We start from the raw sequence: 18080 nt of genomic DNA, 5'->3' as shown, positions 1-18080 counted from the left end.
GCGGGCACAGGAATCGCTTGTGCTCGCCCGCCACCTCACAGCATAATGCGGTCATGATGTATCTCGATTGCCATGCTCTCGCCGACCTGTTTCGCGCCTTCGCGCGGCGTATGAACGATGAACGCGATTATCTGGCGGAGCTGGACGGGGCGATCGGCGATGCCGATCACGGCACGGCCATGGCCGAGGGGTTCTCGGCGGCGGCGGTGGCGCTCACGCACAATGCTTCCGACTATCCCTCGCTCAGGGTCGCGCTGACGCAGGCCGGGCGCTCCTTTCTCAATGCCGTCGGCGCCACCACCGGACCGCTCTATGCCAGCGGCTTGACGCGCGCCGGCCTTGCCATGCCGGAAGAAAAGCAGGTGCCGATCGAGCGGCTTGCCGATATTCTGCTCGCCATCTCGGAAGGAATCGAGGAACGCGGCAAGGCATCCCCCGGCGACAAGACCATGCTCGATGCCTGGTTGCCGGCGACCCATGCAATCCGCGATGCGAGGGCCGAGGGCGATACGCTCTGTCAGGTCATGGCCCGTGCCGCCTCAGCAGCCTCCGAAGGGGCCGAGGCGACGCGCGGCATGGTGGCGGCAAAGGGCCGCGCCGCCCGTCTTGGCGCCCGCACTATCGGCCATCTCGATCCCGGCGCCGTTTCCGCCGCCGCGCTGCTCGACACCGCGCGCGATTGGGTATCAGCGGCAACCGAGCGAGAGACCGGTTGATGGCAAGAAAAAGCGGTCCGCGCGCCACGCCCGCCTCCGAGAGGCAATCCGGTTCCCACCTGCCCCTGCGCTTCGGCGGCGACCCGCTGTTGTGGGCGGCATGGCTTTACTATGAAGAGGGCATGACGCAGGGCGACATCGCGGTTGCCATGGGCATCTCCCGTCCCACCGTGAACGCCTATCTCGCCGATGCCCGCACGCGCGGCATCGTCTCGATCGAGATCGCGCCGGAGAAATTCCGGCAATTGTCGCTGGCACAAAGCCTCAAGGAACATTTTGGCCTCGCCGATTGCCTGGTGATCCCGTCGACCGGCGGCGAGCGCACCCTGACGGAGCGGCTGGGGGCGGCGGGCGCGCAGGTGCTGGCGCTGCATGCGCAATCCGGCGATACCATCGCGGTAACCTGGGGCCGGACGATGCTGGCGATCGCCAATGCCGTCGAGCGGGTCAGCCTCAGGGACATGCGCGTGGTTCAGGCCACCGGCGGCACGACCGCCAAGATCCCGTGGACGCCGGAGGCCTGCGCCACACGGCTGGCCGAGGCGCTGGACGCGCGCTGCATTCCGCTTTCGTCTCCCGCGATCCTGTCATCGCCGGCCGTCAGGGATGTGCTGTTCGAGGAGCCGGTGATTGCCGAGCAGCTTGGCGTGCTGGCGGCGGCGAACCGCATCCTGCTGGGCATCTCGTCGCTCCGGGCGGAAAGCACGATCCACACCAGCGGTTTCTTCGACAAGGTGAACGTCAACGAGCACTATCACGCCGCCGTCGGAAGCATCGCCGGCCGACTGATCAATGCCCGTGGCGAGCCCGTGGCCGGCCCGCTCGACGGGCGCACGGTCGGCATCGAGCTTGCCGCCCTGCGCGCCATCCACCAGCGGATCGCGGTCGCCGGCGGGATCGACAAGGTTCAGGCCATTCTGGCAGCCCTGCGCGGCGGTTACGTCAGCGTGCTGGTGACGGACGTGGACACGGCATGGGGCATTCTGCGATCCGAGAACGTCGAGATCCGGCCGCAGCGGATGGAAACCGCCCGGTCTCCGCAACTCCCCGAACGGGTTCACACCAAGAAATTCATCAACCGCCCGCAGGACGCGGTTGACGAAACGCTCGCCAGCGCGCTTCTGGCGCATCCGGAAATCCTGGCCCCGGTGCCAGGCGCTGCCCGCGCCCTGCGCTCGGTTCACGCGCCCCGTCCCGGCAAGGTCGGCCTCGTCATCGGCGGCGGCGCGGGCCATGAGCCCGGCTTTTTCGGCTATGTCGGTCGGGGTCTGGCGGATGCGGTCGTCGTCGGCAATGTGTTCGCGGCTCCCCCGCCCGACCCGATCCTCGCCTGTACCCGCGCGGTCGATACCGGCGCCGGCGTGCTGCATATCTTCGGGAATTTCTCCGGCGACGTGATGAATTTCGAGATCGCGGCCGAGATGGCCGCTGCCGAAGGCATCGATGTGCAGGCCGTGGTCACGACCGACGATATCGCCTCCTCGCCCCGGGAGATGCGGGCGACGCGGCGCGGCGTCGCCGGCAATGTGTTCATCTTCAAGATCGCGGGCGCTGCCTGCGACCGGATGCTGCCGCTGGAAAGCTGCGTGGCGGCGGCACGGCGCGCCAACCAGCGCACATTCACCATGGGACTGGCGCTCGAGCCCGGCGCCTCGATTGAAACGCGGCGACCGACATTCCAGCTCGGACCTGACGAGATGGAGATCGGCGTCGGCGTCCATGGCGAGCCGGGCATCGCCCGCGCCCCCATCGGCACGGCGGATCAGGCGGCCGATCTCGTGATTGACCGCCTGCTCGACGAAATGATGCCGAAGGAGGGCGACCGCGTCGCCCTGCTGGTCAATTCGCTCGGGGCGACGCCGGACATGGAACTCTATATCCTGAACGGCCGCATCAGGAAGCGCCTCAAGGCCCACGGGCTGAACGTCACTTGGTCGCTGGTCGGACGCTATTACACATCGCTCGACATGGCCGGCGTCTCGATCTCGCTCATGCATCTGGATGACGAACTCGCCGACCTGCTGGACGCCCCCTGTTCCTCGGTGGCGCTGTCGCGGCAGTAGGACACTTCTGCTGCAAAAACGGATACCGGCAAGCTGACATCTCGGTCTCTGAACCGTTGGCATGGTTGCGAACACGACCACTCGCCACATTTCAGCCAACCGCTATTGACCGCGTTTTCGTTTGATTATACGCTTAATCAAACGCATTCGGGAGGATAAGCTTGACTTTGACCGGGCCGAAACGCGCGCGGCGCGTGACCCAGAGCGATGTCGCGGCGATGGCGGGGGTTTCCACCGCCGTCGTATCCGCCGTGATTTCGCCCAAGCCCGGCAAGACCATCCGCGTTGGCGAAGAGGCCGAAAAACGGGTGCGCGCCGCCATGCTGGAACTCGGCTATGCGCCGAACATCGTCGCGCAGTCGCTGGCGCGCGGACGGCGCAATATCATCGGCGTGTTCACCTATGAGGCGATGTTTCCTTCCGATCGCGAGAACTTTTTCTATCCGTTCCTGCTTGGTATCGAGCGCGGCGCGATGAAACTCGGGCAGGATCTTCTGTTGTTCACATCCTCCTCGCTCGACACCGGCCCGCGCAGCATCTTTCCTGCCGGCACCAATCGCATGGGCGTTGCCGATGGCGCGGTGCTGCTTGGCGAGGAGCCGGACAAGAGCGAACTGAAACGGCTTTATGACACCGGCTTTCCGTTCGTCACCATAGGACGCCGCGAGGCGGCCGGCGCCGAACTCGACTGGGTTGCCGCCGACTATGCTTCCGCCGTCAGCGATGTCGTTGGCCGCTGCGCCGCCCTCGGCCACAGGAAAATGGCCTTTCTGGGCGGCACCGAGGTGCGCGAGCAGAATGCCGACCGCGAGGAAGGCTTTCGCCGCAGCGCTGCCGATGGTCTCGCGCTTGCCGTCGAACGCCTCGAGCCCGCGGCAATCGACACGGACCGCGTTTCCGCCTGGCTTGCCGCCGGCACGACGGTATTCCTGACCGAAACCTTCAACCACGCCGTAGCACTCGAACGTCAGGTCGTGGCGATTGGGGGCAGCGTGCCCGAAACCACATCCATCGTCGCGCTCGCCGCGCCGATGCACGACCCGGCCGGCGTTGAACGCTGGACGCGAATTTCCATTCCCCGTGAGGACATGGGGGAAAATGCGGTGCGCAATCTGATCGCGAAGATCCGCGTTCCCGAGCATGAAACCATGCGCACCACCCTGCCCTGCGGCTATGTGCCGGGGGCAACATTGCAGGCAATCTGATTCTGATCTGAAACGGGAGGTTTTAAGAGATCATGTCGACCCAATTGATTAAGCGTTTAATCATCGCCACGGCCCTCACTGGCACGTTCGCTTCGGCGGCAGCGGCCGAGGAGCTTCGGTTCACCGTATGGACCGGCAGCGAGGCGCATCTCGCCATGCTGAACGGCATTGCCGAGAGCTTTGCCGAAACCCATCCCGACGTCACGGTGAAATTCGACACCATCCCGTTCGGCGATTATGTGCAGAAACTGACGCTCCAGCTCGCCGGCGGCAATCCACCCGATCTCGGCTGGCTGCTGGAAAGCTCGGCGCCCGCCTTCGTCAATGCCGGCGTTCTGGAGGATGTTTCCGGCGTGCTCGAAGCCACCGAAGGCTATGATTATGCCGATTTCTCCGAACCGGCGATGGGGCTCTGGACCAAAGGCGATGCGGTCTACGGCATTCCCTTCTCCACCTCACCCTTCCTGATCTACTTCAACGCGTCGCTCTATGATGCGGCCGGCCTTGAAACGCCCGCGGAGCGCGCGGCGGACGGCACCTGGACATGGGAGCAGCTCAAATCCGACGCGGCAGCGCTGCGCGACGCCGATGCCGGGGTCTGGGGCTACGAGACGGTTGACGGCCAGGGTTATGACGCCCGCGTCATGCACAATCTGATGCCGATCGTGCGATCCTATGGCGGCGATGCCTGGACGGATGGCATCTGCACGCTCGACAGCAAGGAATCGGCTGCGGCCGTCCAACTGTTCCACGACATGGTCTATGCCGACAAATCGACCGTGCCGCCCGGCGAGCAGGGCGACTTCTTCTCAGGGAACGCGGCCCTGACCATGACGCAGATTTCGCGCGTTTCGAAGCTTGCCGATGCCGGTTTCGACTGGGGCATCGCGCCCCTTCCCTCGGGTCCGGCCGGTGTTGCCTCGACCGTCGGCCAGGCCGCCGTCGTCGCTTTCGCCCAGGGCAAGAACAAGGAGATCGCCGCCGAATTCCTGGCGCATATGACGTCGGAGGAAAACGTTGCCGGCATGGCCGAGTTCTTCCCGCCGGCGCGCAAAAGCGTTCTGGAAAGCGACGCATTCCTTTCCAGCAATCCCGCCGTTCAGCCCGAACAGATGGAAATCGTGGCGGCCGGCATCGAGGGCGGCTCGGTGCTGCCGAGCCATGAGCGCTATCCGCAGATCGAGGCCGCCGCGCGGCCCGATTTCGATGCGCTGTGGGCGGCGGATGCGGATGTTCCCGCAGTGCTTGCCCGGCTCTGCGACGATATCGACCCGCTGCTGAAGTAGACGGGTTTCCGCTGAAAGGTAGGGCCCCTCCCTCTTCTGCGTCATGCGCGGGCTTGTCCCGAGCATCTAATCACCATTGTCGCGACAAGAGCCTGCGGCACGTGCGTTCTGTTCGCCCAAGGCCGGGAAAACCGCCCACGCCTGTCGATGAGCAAAGTGGTTAGATCCTCGGGACAAGCCCGAGGATGACGCCGAGGAAGGGGAGATGTTTTACGATACCCGGCGGACTGCCTACAGATAAAGGCGATCCGCCGGAACATTCGAAATTCGCTCGCATAAAGGAAGCGATGATGTCCGCTCTCCGTTCGGGACTGACACTGAAGACGCGTGAGGCGATCGCCGGCTGGCTGTTCGTCAGCCCGATCCTGACCGGGTTCCTGATCTTCTTCGTCGGCCCGCTGATCGCCGTGTTCTACTATTCCACCACCGAGTGGAACCTGCTGTCGCAGCAGTCCCGGTTCGTCGGCATGGAAAACTATGTCGATGCGCTCACCCGGAACGACACGTTCTGGCATGTGCTCGGCAATTCGCTGGTGTTTGCGGCGGGCCTTGTTCCGCTCAACATGGCGCTGGCGCTCGGGCTTGCCATCGCGCTGTCGCGGCCCTTCCGCGGCGTGGTCGTCTTCCGCACCCTGTTTTTCGCGCCCGTGATCACCTCCGCGGTGGCATGGGCGATCATCTGGACCTTCCTGCTCCAGCATGAAAGCGGCGCGGTCAACCGGGCGCTTTCGCTTGTCGGCATCGACGGGCCGAACTGGCTGCATGAGCCGCGCTGGGCCATGGCCGCCGTCATCGTCACCCGCGTGCTGAAAACCGTCGGCCTCAACATGATCCTCTATATCGCGGCGCTGCAATCGATCCCGCGCGATTATGAGGAAGCCGCCCGGCTGGAGGGCGCCAATGGCTGGGACATCTTCCGCCGCATCACCTGGCCGTTGCTCGCGCCGACGACGCTGGTGATCATGGTGATCACCGTGGTCGGCTCGCTGAAAGTGTTCGACCATATCTACCTGATGACCGGCGGCGGACCGCAGAACGCGACGCTGGTGCTCGCATTCTACATCTACGAGCAGGGCTTCAAGTTCTTCAACACCGGCTACGCCTCGGCGCTCGCCGTCGTGCTGTTCGTTCTGATCCTGGCGCTCACGGTCCTGCAGATGCTTTTGAAAACGGTGCGCAAATGAACTATCGTCTGCAACAGAAAATCACCCGCATCTGCTGGATCATCGGCCTTTCAGCACTCGCCATCCCGTTCGTTTTTCCGTTCGTCTGGATGCTGTCCGGCGCGCTCAAGGGACAGGCGGACGTGTTCTCCTCGGCCTCGCTGATCCCGGCGACCATCCACTGGTCGAATTTCTCCGAGGTGTTCGCCTATCAGCCCTTCGCCCGGCAGTATTTCAACTCGCTCTATATCGCCGTGATCGTGACCGGGCTGACGCTGTTTCTGGCGTCGATGGCCGGCTATGCGCTGGCAAGGCTGCGGTTTGGCGGCAGTGCGCTGGTTCTGCTGCTGCTGATCTCGGCGCTGATGATGCCGGAGGAAGTCACCATCGTGCCGAACTTCTTTCTGATGAAGAATCTCGGTCTGATGAACACCCACATGCCGCTGATCCTGCTGCCGGTGTTCGGTTCGCAGGGCGTGATGGCGACCTTCCTGATGCGCCAGTATTTCATCGCCCTGCCGAAGGAACTGGAAGAAGCCGGCCGCATGGACGGGCTCACGCGGTTCGGGGTCTATTTCAAGGTGGCGTTGCCGCTGTCGAAGCCGGCGCTTGCGGCCGTCGGCATCATCACCTTCCTGTTTTCGTGGAACCTGTTTCTGGAACCGCTGGTATTCGTCAACGACATCAAACTGTTCACCCTGCCGCTGGCGCTTGCCAATTTCACTGACACCTACGGCCTGCCGCTCTGGCACCTGCAGCTTGCAGCAACCGCGCTCGCCGTCATTCCCATGCTCATCGTCTACATTCTGGCCCAGCGCCAGATCGTTGAAAGTTTCGCCTTGTCTGGCGTGAAAGGATAACAAAATGAAGGAACTCACCAGCGACATCGTCATCATCGGCGGCGGTCTGGGCGGGGTCGCAGCGGCGCTTTCGGCGCTGAAACTCGGTCGCAGCGTCATCCTGACGGAGGAGTTCAAATGGCTTGGAGGCCAGTTGACGACCCAGGCCGTGCCGCCGGATGAAAATCCGTGGATCGAGAATGACGGCTCGACGGCGAGCTACCGTGAGCTTCGCCGGAACATTCGCGACTACTACCGCGATCACTATCCGCTGACTGATGAGGCCCGCAACGATGCCAATCTCAACCCCGGCAGCGGCAATGTCTCGCCGATATGCGCGGAGCCGCGCGCCGGCGTGGCGGCCATCGAGGCCATGCTTGCGCCGTGGTACGCGACCGGACGGCTGACCGTGCTGCTGTGCACCAAGCCGATCGCTGCCGAAACAGACGGCGACCGTTTCACCGCCGTTACCGTGCGCTCCGCCGAATATGGTGATATGGTGCTGACGGGCCGCTATTTCATCGACGCCACAGAGCTCGGCGACCTGCTGGAACTCGGCAATGTCGAACACGTCATCGGCGCGGAAAGCCAGGCCCAGACCGGCGAGCCGGCAGCCCTTGCGGGCGAGGCGGACCCCAACGATCAGCAGGCGGTGAGCTGGTGTTTCGCCATGAGCTATCATCCGGATGAGGACCACACCATCGAGCGGCCGCGCGATTATGATATCTGGCGCGATTTCAAGCTCGATTTCTGGCCCGACCGCCAGCTCTCCTTCATCGGCCCCAATCCGGTGACGCTGGAGCCGGACAACCGTCCCCTGTTCGTCGGCGACAGCGACGCCAAATTCGCGCCCGACAACTGGCATTACCGGCGGATATTCTATCGCCGCAACCACACCGGCAACCGCTATCCCTCCGATATCTGCCTCGTGAACTGGCCGCAGATCGACTATTGCGGCGGTCCGGTCGTCGGCGTTTCGCCCGAGGAGGCGGAAAGGCACCTAGAGGCTGCGCGCCAGCTTTCGCTCTCCATGCTCTACTGGATGCAGACCGAAGCCCCGCGCCATGACGGCGGCTATGGCTATCGCGGACTGAAGCCGGCGGCAAGCGTCATGGGCACGCTCGACGGCCTGACGGTCGCCCCCTATATCCGTGAGAGCCGCCGCATCAAGGCGCTGTTCACGGTGACCGAAAACCATGTCGGAATCGATGCCCGCGAGGGTCTGAAGGGGGCCGAACAGTTTTTCGACAGCGTCGGCGTCGGTTCCTACCGGATCGACCTTCACCCCTCCACCGCGCCGCGCAACTATGTCGATATCGCCAACTGGCCGTTCCAGATTCCGCTCGGCAGCCTGATCCCGGCGCGGGTCGAAAACATGCTGCCCGCCTGCAAGAATATCGGCACTACCCATCTCACCAATGGTTGCTATCGCCTCCATCCGGTGGAATGGAATATCGGCGAAAGCGTCGGCGCACTCGCCGCCTACTGCCTCGACAACGACATCACCCCGCGCGGCGTGCGCGAGACGCCGGAACGGCTCGCGGACTTCCAGAACTTGCTGGAAAGCCGTTTCGAGGTGCCGCTCGCCTGGCCGCAGGCGATCCGCGAAACGCCGCGGCTCGAACTTTTTGGACGTGTGGAGTAACGACGATGGCCAGGCTTGAACTGAAGGGCGTCAGAAAGTCCTATGGCGCGGCGGAAATCATCAAGGGCATCGACCTCGCGGTCGAGGACGGCGAATTCTGCGTCTTCGTCGGCCCGTCAGGCTGCGGCAAGTCCACGCTGCTCAGGATGATCGCCGGCCTCGAGGATATCACCGGCGGCACGTTTGAGATCGGCGGCCGTCGCATGAACGATGTCGCGCCCGCCAAGCGCGGCGTGGCGATGGTGTTCCAGTCCTACGCGCTCTATCCGCATCTGACGGTCCGCGAAAACATCGCCTTCGGGCTGAAGGTGCGCAAGACGCCGGCCGCCGAAATCGACAGGCTGGTGAACGAGGCCGTCGTCACATTGCAGCTCGACACGCTCACCGAACGCTATCCGCGTGAATTGTCCGGCGGCCAGAGGCAGCGCGTGGCAATCGGCCGCGCGATCGTCGGCCATCCGGAAACATTCCTGTTCGACGAGCCGCTTTCCAACCTCGATGCCGAACTCCGGGTTCATATGCGCACCCAGATCTCGGAACTGCACGCGCGGCTGAAGCGGACAATGATCTACGTGACCCACGACCAGGTCGAGGCGATGACGCTCGCCGACAAGATCGTGCTTCTGCGCGACGGCCGGATCGAGCAGGTCGGCAGTCCGGAAGATCTTTACGAACGTCCGGCCAACCTGTTTGCCGCCCGGTTCATCGGCGCGCCGCAGATGAACGTCTTCGAACTGACGCCCGGGTTCGAAAAGCTCCGGACGGCGTCCGGTCTTGCGCCCGAGACCCGCTATTGCGGCATTCGTCCGGACAGTTTCGAAATCACGTCAGAGGCCGATGCGGTGATGTCCGCGAAGGTCAGGCTGACGGAATATCTCGGCAATGCGCGGCTGGTTCATGCCGATGTCGATGGCCATGGCTCGATCATACTGGAGCAGCCGGCAGGCCGCGAACCTGCCGCCGGCACCACGATCCACCTCACGACCGACCCTCAGCTTTGCCATGCGTTCAACGAGGCGGGCAACCGCCTCGTTCCAGCCGGATAGGCGCGGTCAGCCGGTGGTGATCCGCTTGAGTATCCCGGTCTTCCAGTAGAACTGGTGGACCGCGACGGCGGCGATATGGGTGATGATCAGAAACCACATCACGAGCTTCATCTGATTGGCATGCGCCAGGGCGGCCGCGCCGCTGTCGAAATAATAGCCGGCGATGCCGGCAAGCGGCATCACGATGAACATCAGATAAAACGTCCAGTGAGCCACCTTCGACAGCAGGCGAAAGATCGCCGGCTCGCCCTCCGGTTCCGGCGGCACGCCCTGAATGAAGCGCAGCGCCAGCCGGATCAAGGCGAGAACGAGAATCGTGATCCCGACATAGGCGTGGATGTCGGCCGAGAGCTGAACATCGTCAGGAATGGGCTTGTTGCCGTAGTAAAGAGCCCCCCAGCGGACCAGATCGTCGGAAAACAGCAGGTTGAACAGGATCAGCAACGCCATGATCCAGTGCAGGGCGCGCTGCGGGAGCGAAAAGGAAACCGGAGTTTGACGCACAGGATTTACCCCTTTTTTCAATACCTTATTCGGTTACGCCATGAAACGAGAATGCGGCCTGCAAAGCAAGCCGCACTTTCATCCATGACAAAATTTTCATGAAAAAAGGTGCAAAACGCTCTCAGACTGCTGACAACCCTATCCTTTGTACGGACGTCATCCTCGGGCTCGTCCCGAGGATCTAACCACCATTCCCCACGAGCGGCGTTGGCGTTTCGTAATGCAGTGTATCTGAAGGCCTTTTCGTCCGAGACGCTTGTCGCATTGATACGTGCTTAGATGCTCGGGACAAGCCCGAGCATGACGGCGGAGAACAGGGTAGGCTTTGTCAACGAACTTTGGGCGTAAAATGCCCTCGCCTCACATGTGGATCGGCTTGAAGAAAGCGCCCATCGCCGCCTCCTTCACCGCTTCCGACATGGTGGGGTGCGCGTGGCAGGTGCGGCCGAGGTCTTCCGCCGAGCCGCCGAACTCCATCAGCACCGCCGCTTCGTGGATCATCTCGCCTGCGCCGAAGCCGACGATATGGACGCCGAGCACACGATCGGTCTCCTTGTCGGCCAGCACCTTGACGAAACCGTCGGTCGCTTCCATCGCCCGCGCCCGGCCATTGGCCATGAACGGGAACTTGCCGACATTGTAGGCGACGCCGTCCTTCTTCAGCTCTTCCTCGGTCCTGCCGACGGAGGCTACTTCCGGCTGGGTGTAGACGACGCTCGGGATCACGTCGTAGTTCACGTGCCCTGCCTGTCCGGCAAGAATTTCGGCAAGCGCCACGCCCTCGTCCTCGGCCTTGTGGGCGAGCATCGGGCCCTTGACCACGTCGCCGATCGCATAGATGCCGTCGACATTGGTCTTGAAATGGCCGTCGATTTCAACCCGGCCGCGCTCATCGAGCTTGACGCCCGCCTCTTCGAGGCCAAGGCCTTCGGTATAGGGCTTGCGGCCCGTCGAGATCAGCACGATGTCGGCCTCGATGGTTTCGGCATCGCCGCCCTTGACCGGCTCGAAGGTCACCTTCGCGCCCTTGTCGGCCTTCTCCACGGCCGTGACCTTGGCCGACAGCTTGAACTCGAGGCCCTGCTTGGCCAGCATCTTCTGGAACTGCTTGGAGACCTCGCCATCCATCGGGCCGAGGATCTTGTCGAGGAATTCGACGACCGTCACCTTGGCGCCGAGGCGCGACCAGACCGAGCCGAGTTCCAGTCCGATCACGCCGCCGCCGACGACGACCATCTTTTCAGGCACCGTCTTCAGCGCGATGCCGCCGGTGGACGACACGATGGTCTCTTCATCGATCGCGACATCGACGCCCGGAATACCGGCAACGTCGGAACCGGTGGCGATCACGATGTTCTTCGCCTCAAGTTCCTCGGTCGAACCGTCTTCCTTCGTCACCTGAACCTTGCCGGCCGAAACGATCCTGCCGGTGCCCTGAATGCCGTCGATCTTGTTCTTCTTGAACAGGAAGGCGACGCCCTCGACATTCGACTTCACCACGGCGTCCTTGTGACCCATCAGCTTTTCATGGTCGAGCTCGACGCCCGAAAGCCTGATGCCGAGGCTTTCCATGCCGTGGGCGGCGTGGGCGTAGTATTCGGAGGCATGCAGCAGTGCCTTGGAGGGAATGCAGCCGATATTGAGGCAGGTGCCGCCATAGGTGGCGCGCTTTTCGACGACGGCGACCTTCAGGCCGAGTTGCGACGCCTTGACCGCGCAGACATAGCCGCCGGGACCGGAACCGATGATGATGAGATCGTAGGACATCAGATTTCCTTCTCTTTATTGAGGTCATCGCCGATGCGAGGGATGGGCGCTGCATGACCGTGTTTCGTCGAGGCCGGAGGGCCGGATTCAGTTCGTCGCTCAGCCCGCCTTTTCCGTCGCCAGTTTCAGGCCGAAGGCAATGAACACCGCGCCGCTCGCGCGGTTGATCCAGACACTGGCCCTTTCGAAAGCCGTGCGCATGCGCGGCGTGGTCAGGAACAGCGATACGCCAATGAACCAGGCGATGAGGCACGAGGCCATGACGAGGCCGTAGCCGAACTTTACCGCGACAGGCGTTTCGTGACTGACAACGGTCGAGAATATCGACAGGAAGAACAGCACCGGCTTCGGGTTCAGCGCGTTCGCGAGAAAGCCGAGCGAGAATGCCTTCGCCGGACCCTGTTTCGCCTTCACACCGGCCTCCGAAACGGGTGCGGCCTGGGTCTTGCCGGAACGCAACGACTGGATGCCGAGATAGATCAGATAGGCTGCACCGGCCCATTTGATCATGTTGAACACCATGACCGACTGCGAAATGATCAGCCCCAGCCCCATGATCGTGTAACTGACATGGAACATCAACGAAGTGCCGACGCCGAAGCTGCTCAGCATGGCCGAGCGCCTTCCGTGCACCAGCGCCTGCCGGATGATCATCGCGGTATCCGCGCCGGGGGCGACGATGGCGAAGGAGAAGATCGCCATCAGCGACGCAAGTTCGATCAGGTATTGATGATCCATAAAAGGGCTTTCCCGGTTGCTACTGCCTGCTGAGCGCGAGTTTAACGCCGAATCCGGCAAAGGCCAGCGCCACGCTCCGCCGCATCCACGCCATTGCCCGTTCACTCGAAAGCACCCGGTCCCGCATCAGCCCGGAGAACTGGCCGTACAGCACGAAAACCGCGAAGGTCATCGCCATGAACACCGCAGACAACATCAGCATCTCGACGACCGGTGCAGCGGCAGCGGGCGATACGAACTGCGGCAGGAAGGCGAGAAAGAACACCGAAAGCTTTGGGTTCAGGATATTGATGAGAAAACCGTTGCGGGCGATCGCGAACAGGCTGCGCTGCGACGTCCCCTCGCCCGAGACCCGCAGCGTGCCGCGATCCCTCAACGTCTGCCATGCGAGATAGAGCAGATAGGCAACGCCGGCGAACTTCACCGTCTGGAACAGCAGCGCGCTGGTGTGAAACAGCGCGGCAATGCCGAACACCGAGGCGAGAATTGCCGGAATGATGCCGAGCGTGCAGCCGAAGGCGGCGGCAACGCTTGCGAGCCGTCCCTGCGACAGGCCGGTCGCGAGCGTGTAGACCACGCCCGTGCCGGGAGCCAGAACAACAATCAGCGCCGTAACCAGAAATTCGATGCTCATGCTTCCGGCTCCCCGGATTTACGATCGGGGTTCAGATCAGAGATCGAGAACCAGGCGTTCCGGATCTTCCAGCGTCTCCTTGACGCGCACGAGGAAGGTCACTGCCTCCTGGCCGTCGACCATGCGGTGGTCGTAGGACAGCGCCAGATACATCATCGGACGGATCACGACCTGGCCGCCGATCGCCATTGGCCGCTCCTGGATCTTGTGCATGCCGAGAATGCCGGACTGCGGCGCGTTCAGGATCGGCGAGGACATCAGCGAGCCGTAGACGCCGCCATTGGTGATGGTGAAGGTGCCGCCCTGCATGTCGGCCATCGAAAGCTGGCCGCCGCGGGCAGCCTTCGCCAGACGCGCAATTTCCGCCTCGATCTCGGCAATCGACATCTGGTCGGCATCGCGCACCACCGGCACGACGAGGCCCTTGTCCGTGCCGACGGCCATGCCGACATGGCAGTAGTTCTTGTAGATGATGTCGGTTCCGTCGATCTCGGCGTTGACCGCCGGGATTTCCTTCAGGGCGTGGCAGACGGCCTTGGTGAAGAAACCCATGAAGCCGAGCTTGACGTCGTGCTTCTTCAGAAACAGGTCCTTGTACTTGCTGCGCATCTCCATGACCGCCGTCATGTCCACCTCGTTATAGGTGGTCAGCATCGCGGCCGTGTTCTGGGCATCCTTCAGCCGCTTGGCGATGGTCTGACGCAGGCGGGTCATCTTGACGCGCTCTTCGCGGTCGGCGTCCTCGACCTTGGATGGTCCGCGGGCAGGCGCCTTTGATTCCGAGGGGGCGGGAGCCGATGTGCCCTTGGTCGCAGCGGCAATGACGTCGCCCTTCAGGATCTGGCCGCGTTTGCCGGAGCCCTCGACCTGATCCGCCGATATGTTCTTCTCGGCCATCATCTTGGCGGCGGCGGGAGCGGCCGGCATGTCGCCGGACTTTTCTTCAGCCTTCGGCTCTTCCTTCGGCGCTTCGGCCTTGGACGCCTCTTCCTTGGGCTTTTCTTCCTTCTTCTCGCTGGCAGCAGCGCCGTCACCTTCGCCGATCTGGCCGAGCAGAGCATTCAGCTCGACCGTCTCGCCGGCGGCGGCAACGATTTCGGACAGAACGCCGGCAGCGGGTGCGGGAACCTCGATCGTCACCTTGTCGGTTTCAAGCTCGACAATCGGCTCGTCGGCGGCAACCGCGTCGCCGACCTTCTTGTACCAGGTGCCGACCGTTGCCTCGGTAACGGATTCGCCCAAAGTGGGAACGCGGATTTCAGTGGCCATTTCAAAAGTCCCGATCTTGGTAATGTCTGTTTCAAAACGCCGTCTGGCGGCTTGCGCATGCCGGGCTCCTGGTCCGGCATGCTGGGAATGGTTCGATCATTCGCCGAGCGCGTCTTCCAGGAAGGCCTCGAGCTGCGCCAGATGGCGCGACATCAGGCCTGTCGCGGTCGATGCCGCGGCCGCCCGGCCGGCGTAGCGCACCCTTGTGTGCTTGGCATCGATATGGGTCAGCACCCATTCCAGATAGGGCTCGATGAACGACCATGCGCCCATGTTCTTCGGCTCTTCCTGGCACCATACCATCTCCGCGTTCTTGAAGCGCGACAGCATGTTGATCAGCGCCTTGGCGGGGAAAGGATAGAGCTGCTCGACGCGCAGCAGGTAGATGTCGTCGATGCCGCGCTTCTCGCGTTCCTCGAACAGGTCGTAATAGACCTTGCCGCTGCACAGAACCACCCGGCGGATCTTGGCATCCTTGACCAGCTTGATCGGCGTATCGTGCTCGACCGCGTCATCCCACAGCAGACGGTGGAACGCAGTCTCGCCGGCCATTTCCGAAAGCGTCGAGGTCGCGCGCTTGTGGCGCAGCAGCGATTTCGGCGTCATCAGGATCAGCGGCTTGCGGAAGTCGCGCTTCAGCTGGCGGCGCAGGATGTGGAAATAATTCGCCGGCGTGGTGCAGTTGGCGACCTGCATGTTGTCCTCGGCGCACATCTGCAGCCAGCGCTCCAGACGGGCGGAGGAATGTTCCGGCCCCTGCCCCTCATAGCCGTGCGGCAGAAGGCAGACGAGGCCGGACATGCGCAGCCATTTGCGCTCGCCCGACGAGATGAACTGGTCGAAGATCACCTGCGCGCCATTGGCAAAGTCGCCGAACTGGGCTTCCCAGAGCGTCAGCGCGTTCGGACGCGCCAGCGAATAGCCGTATTCGAAGCCGAGCACCGCTTCTTCCGACAGCATCGAGTTGACGACTTCGTAGCGGCCCTGGGCCTGATGAATGTGCTGGAGCGGGATATAGCGCTCCTCGGTTTCCTGATCGTAGAGCACCGAATGGCGCTGCGAGAAGGTGCCGCGCTCGACGTCCTGGCCGGACAGACGGACCTTGAAGCCTTCATGGCAGAGCGCGCCGAAGGCCAGCGCCTCGCCCATGGCCCAGTCGATCCCTTCGCCAGTCTCGATCATCTTGGCACGGTTGTCCAGGAAGCGCTGCACGGTGCGGTGCACGTTGAAGCCTTCGGGAACCTCGGTCAGCTTCTTGCCGATTTCCTTGAGCGTCTTCATCGGAACCGAGGTCTTGCCGCGGCGCAGTTCGTCGGCATTGTCGGCAGCGCGCAGACCCGACCATTCGCCATCCAGCCAGTCGGCCTTGTTCGGCTTGTAGGAGGATCCGGCCTCGAATTCCTGTTCGAGAAAATCCTTCCAGTCGGCGAGCATCTGCTCGAATTCACCCTCGGAAATCAGGCCTTCCTTGACCAGCCGGTCGGCATAAAGCCGGGTCACGGTCTGATGGGAGCGGATCGCCTTGTACATCTTCGGCTGGGTGAACGAAGGCTCATCGCCCTCATTATGGCCGAAGCGGCGGTAGCAGAACATGTCGATGACGACCGGCTTGTGGAACTTCATCCGGAACTCGGTCGCGATCTTGGCGGCATAGACCACCGCTTCCGGGTCGTCGCCGTTGACGTGGAAGATCGGCGCCTCGATCATCTTCGCCACATCGGACGGATAGGGCGAGGAGCGCGAGAACGCCGGATTGGTGGTGAAGCCGATCTGGTTGTTGACGATGAAATGCACCGTGCCGGCGACGCGGTGGCCGCGCAGGCCGGAAAGGCCGAGCACCTCGGCAACCACGCCCTGTCCGGCAAAGGCGGCATCGCCGTGCAGCAACAGCGGCATCACCTTGGCGCGCTCGGAAAGCGGCACGATCTCGCCGTCGCGCTGGGTGGCGATGATATCCTGCTTGGCGCGGGCCTTGCCCATGACCACCGGATCGACGATTTCCAGATGCGAGGGGTTCGCCGTCAGCGACAGGTGCACATTGTTGCCGTCGAACTCGCGGTCGGAGGAGGCGCCCAGATGGTACTTCACATCGCCGGAACCCTCGACATCGTCCGGCTTGGAAGAGCCGCCCTTGAACTCGTGGAAGATCGCGCGGTGCGGTTTTGCCATGACCTGGGACAGCACGTTGAGGCGGCCGCGATGCGGCATGCCGAGCACGACTTCCTGCAGGCCGAGCGAACCGCCGCGCTTGATGATCTGCTCCATCGCCGGGATCAGCGATTCACCGCCGTCGAGACCGAAGCGCTTGGTGCCCTTGTACTTGGTATCGAGAAACTTCTCGAAGCCCTCGGCCTCGATCAGCTTCTGCAGGATCGCCTTCTTGCCGTTTTCAGTGAAGGTAATGCTCTTTTCAGGGCCTTCGATCCGCTCCTGGATCCAGGACTTTTCCTCCGGATTGGAGATGTGCATGAACTCGACGCCGAGCGTCGAGCAATAGGTGCGGGTCAGGATATCGATCATTTCCGGGATCTTGGCGTATTCCAGCCCCAGAACATTGTCGATGAAGATCGGCCGGTCGAAATCGGCTTCGGTGAAACCATAGGCCTGGGGCGACAATTCGTTGTAATCGTCGTCGGCCATGCCGGCGAGCCCCAGCGGATCGAGCTTGGCATGCAGGTGGCCGCGCATGCGGAAGGCGCGGATCATCATCAGCGCGCGCACGGAATCGCGGGTGGCGCGCAGCACTTCCTCGCCGGAAAGCGCGGAACCTTCAGCGGCGGCCTTGGCGGTGAGCTTCTTTTCTACCACGCGCTCGACATCGCCCCAATTGCCATCAAGGGCGGCCGTCAGTTCGTCCGCGGGCTTTACCGGCCAGTTGTCCTTTTTCCAGGACGCGCCTTCGGCAGCCTTCCTCACCGCTTCCGGATCATCGCCGAGCGCCTTGAAGAAATCGCGCCACTCTTGCGAAACCGCGTTCGGATCATCCTCATAGGCCGCGTAAAGATGCTCGATATAGGTCGCATTGGCCCCATCGAGAAACGAGGTCAGGAGAAATTGTTCGTTGGCTTCTTGCCTGGACATGTGCACGCGCGGACGAATTCGCCCGCCTCCCGCTTGAAACGGTGAAACCGGCCTCACGCCGGTCCACCCTCTAAAATTCCGTTCAGCCGCCGTGAGATCACGAGGAAAACGGTATTTTCGTGGC

At 62.8% G+C, this 18080-nt stretch carries 14 protein-coding genes; 8 read left to right on the top strand and 6 right to left on the bottom strand.

Annotated elements, in window-relative coordinates; all coding sequences use genetic code 11:
- Positions 1 to 53 precede the first annotated feature (53 nt).
- The 8 genes from dhaL to HQ843_RS12660 all read left to right on the top strand — a co-directional run bounded on the left by dhaL (position 54) and on the right by HQ843_RS12660 (position 9963).
- Complete coding sequence (gene dhaL, locus HQ843_RS12695) at positions 54 to 716, top strand: dihydroxyacetone kinase subunit DhaL (protein WP_246710368.1); 663 nt, start codon at positions 54 to 56, stop codon at positions 714 to 716.
- On the top strand, positions 716 to 2779 hold the full coding sequence (locus HQ843_RS12690) for a bifunctional sugar-binding transcriptional regulator/dihydroxyacetone kinase subunit DhaK (RefSeq protein ID WP_180897971.1): 2064 nt from the start codon (positions 716 to 718) through the stop codon (positions 2777 to 2779). Before dhaL ends, HQ843_RS12690 begins: the two co-directional genes overlap by 1 nt.
- Before the next feature lie 161 nt (positions 2780 to 2940).
- Positions 2941 to 3984 (top strand): LacI family DNA-binding transcriptional regulator, encoded by a 1044-nt coding sequence (locus HQ843_RS12685; RefSeq protein WP_180897972.1) that lies wholly within the window; start codon positions 2941 to 2943, stop codon positions 3982 to 3984.
- A gap of 44 nt (positions 3985 to 4028) precedes the next feature.
- A complete protein-coding gene (locus tag HQ843_RS12680) occupies positions 4029 to 5270 on the top strand; it encodes an ABC transporter substrate-binding protein (protein ID WP_246710367.1) in 1242 nt (413 codons plus the stop codon).
- Between the two features lie 287 nt (positions 5271 to 5557).
- A complete protein-coding gene (locus tag HQ843_RS12675; protein ID WP_371822034.1) occupies positions 5558 to 6454 on the top strand; it encodes a carbohydrate ABC transporter permease in 897 nt (298 codons plus the stop codon).
- A complete protein-coding gene (locus HQ843_RS12670; protein WP_180897974.1) occupies positions 6451 to 7293 on the top strand; it encodes a carbohydrate ABC transporter permease in 843 nt (280 codons plus the stop codon). The genes HQ843_RS12675 and HQ843_RS12670 overlap by 4 nt, the downstream gene beginning before the upstream one ends.
- 4 nt (positions 7294 to 7297) lie before the next feature.
- Positions 7298 to 8917 (top strand): FAD-dependent oxidoreductase, encoded by a 1620-nt coding sequence (locus HQ843_RS12665; RefSeq protein WP_180897975.1) that lies wholly within the window; start codon positions 7298 to 7300, stop codon positions 8915 to 8917.
- A 5-nt stretch (positions 8918 to 8922) separates the two neighbouring features.
- The gene (locus HQ843_RS12660) at positions 8923 to 9963 is read left to right on the top strand and encodes an ABC transporter ATP-binding protein (RefSeq protein ID WP_180897976.1); all 1041 of its coding nucleotides are present in this window, start codon (positions 8923 to 8925) and stop codon (positions 9961 to 9963) included.
- A 6-nt stretch (positions 9964 to 9969) separates the two neighbouring features.
- Here the strand turns inward: HQ843_RS12660 and HQ843_RS12655 are convergent, their stop codons facing one another.
- The 6 genes from HQ843_RS12655 to HQ843_RS12630 form a co-directional block, all read right to left on the bottom strand.
- Positions 9970 to 10467 (bottom strand): cytochrome b, encoded by a 498-nt coding sequence (locus HQ843_RS12655; protein ID WP_180897977.1) that lies wholly within the window; start codon positions 10465 to 10467, stop codon positions 9970 to 9972.
- Positions 10468 to 10827: 360 nt separating this feature from the next.
- The gene (gene lpdA / locus HQ843_RS12650) at positions 10828 to 12234 is read right to left on the bottom strand and encodes a dihydrolipoyl dehydrogenase (protein ID WP_180897978.1); all 1407 of its coding nucleotides are present in this window, start codon (positions 12232 to 12234) and stop codon (positions 10828 to 10830) included.
- 99 nt (positions 12235 to 12333) lie between these two features.
- Entirely contained in the window at positions 12334 to 12972 is a 639-nt protein-coding gene (locus HQ843_RS12645) for a LysE family transporter (RefSeq protein ID WP_180897979.1), read from the bottom strand.
- A gap of 19 nt (positions 12973 to 12991) precedes the next feature.
- Complete coding sequence (locus HQ843_RS12640; protein ID WP_180897980.1) at positions 12992 to 13606, bottom strand: LysE family translocator; 615 nt, start codon at positions 13604 to 13606, stop codon at positions 12992 to 12994.
- Positions 13607 to 13642: 36 nt separating this feature from the next.
- Entirely contained in the window at positions 13643 to 14875 is a 1233-nt protein-coding gene (gene odhB, locus HQ843_RS12635) for a 2-oxoglutarate dehydrogenase complex dihydrolipoyllysine-residue succinyltransferase (protein ID WP_180897981.1), read from the bottom strand.
- A gap of 96 nt (positions 14876 to 14971) precedes the next feature.
- Positions 14972 to 17956: a 2-oxoglutarate dehydrogenase E1 component gene (locus HQ843_RS12630; RefSeq protein WP_180897982.1), complete on the bottom strand. Its 2985-nt coding sequence runs from the start codon at positions 17954 to 17956 to the stop codon at positions 14972 to 14974.
- Positions 17957 to 18080 lie beyond the last annotated feature (124 nt).

The organism is Martelella sp. NC20 (assembly GCF_013459645.1).
Taxonomy (GTDB): Bacteria; Pseudomonadota; Alphaproteobacteria; order Rhizobiales; family Rhizobiaceae; genus Martelella.
Note: the sequence above shows the minus strand (reverse complement) of the source record. Positions and strands in the feature narration are given on the sequence as shown.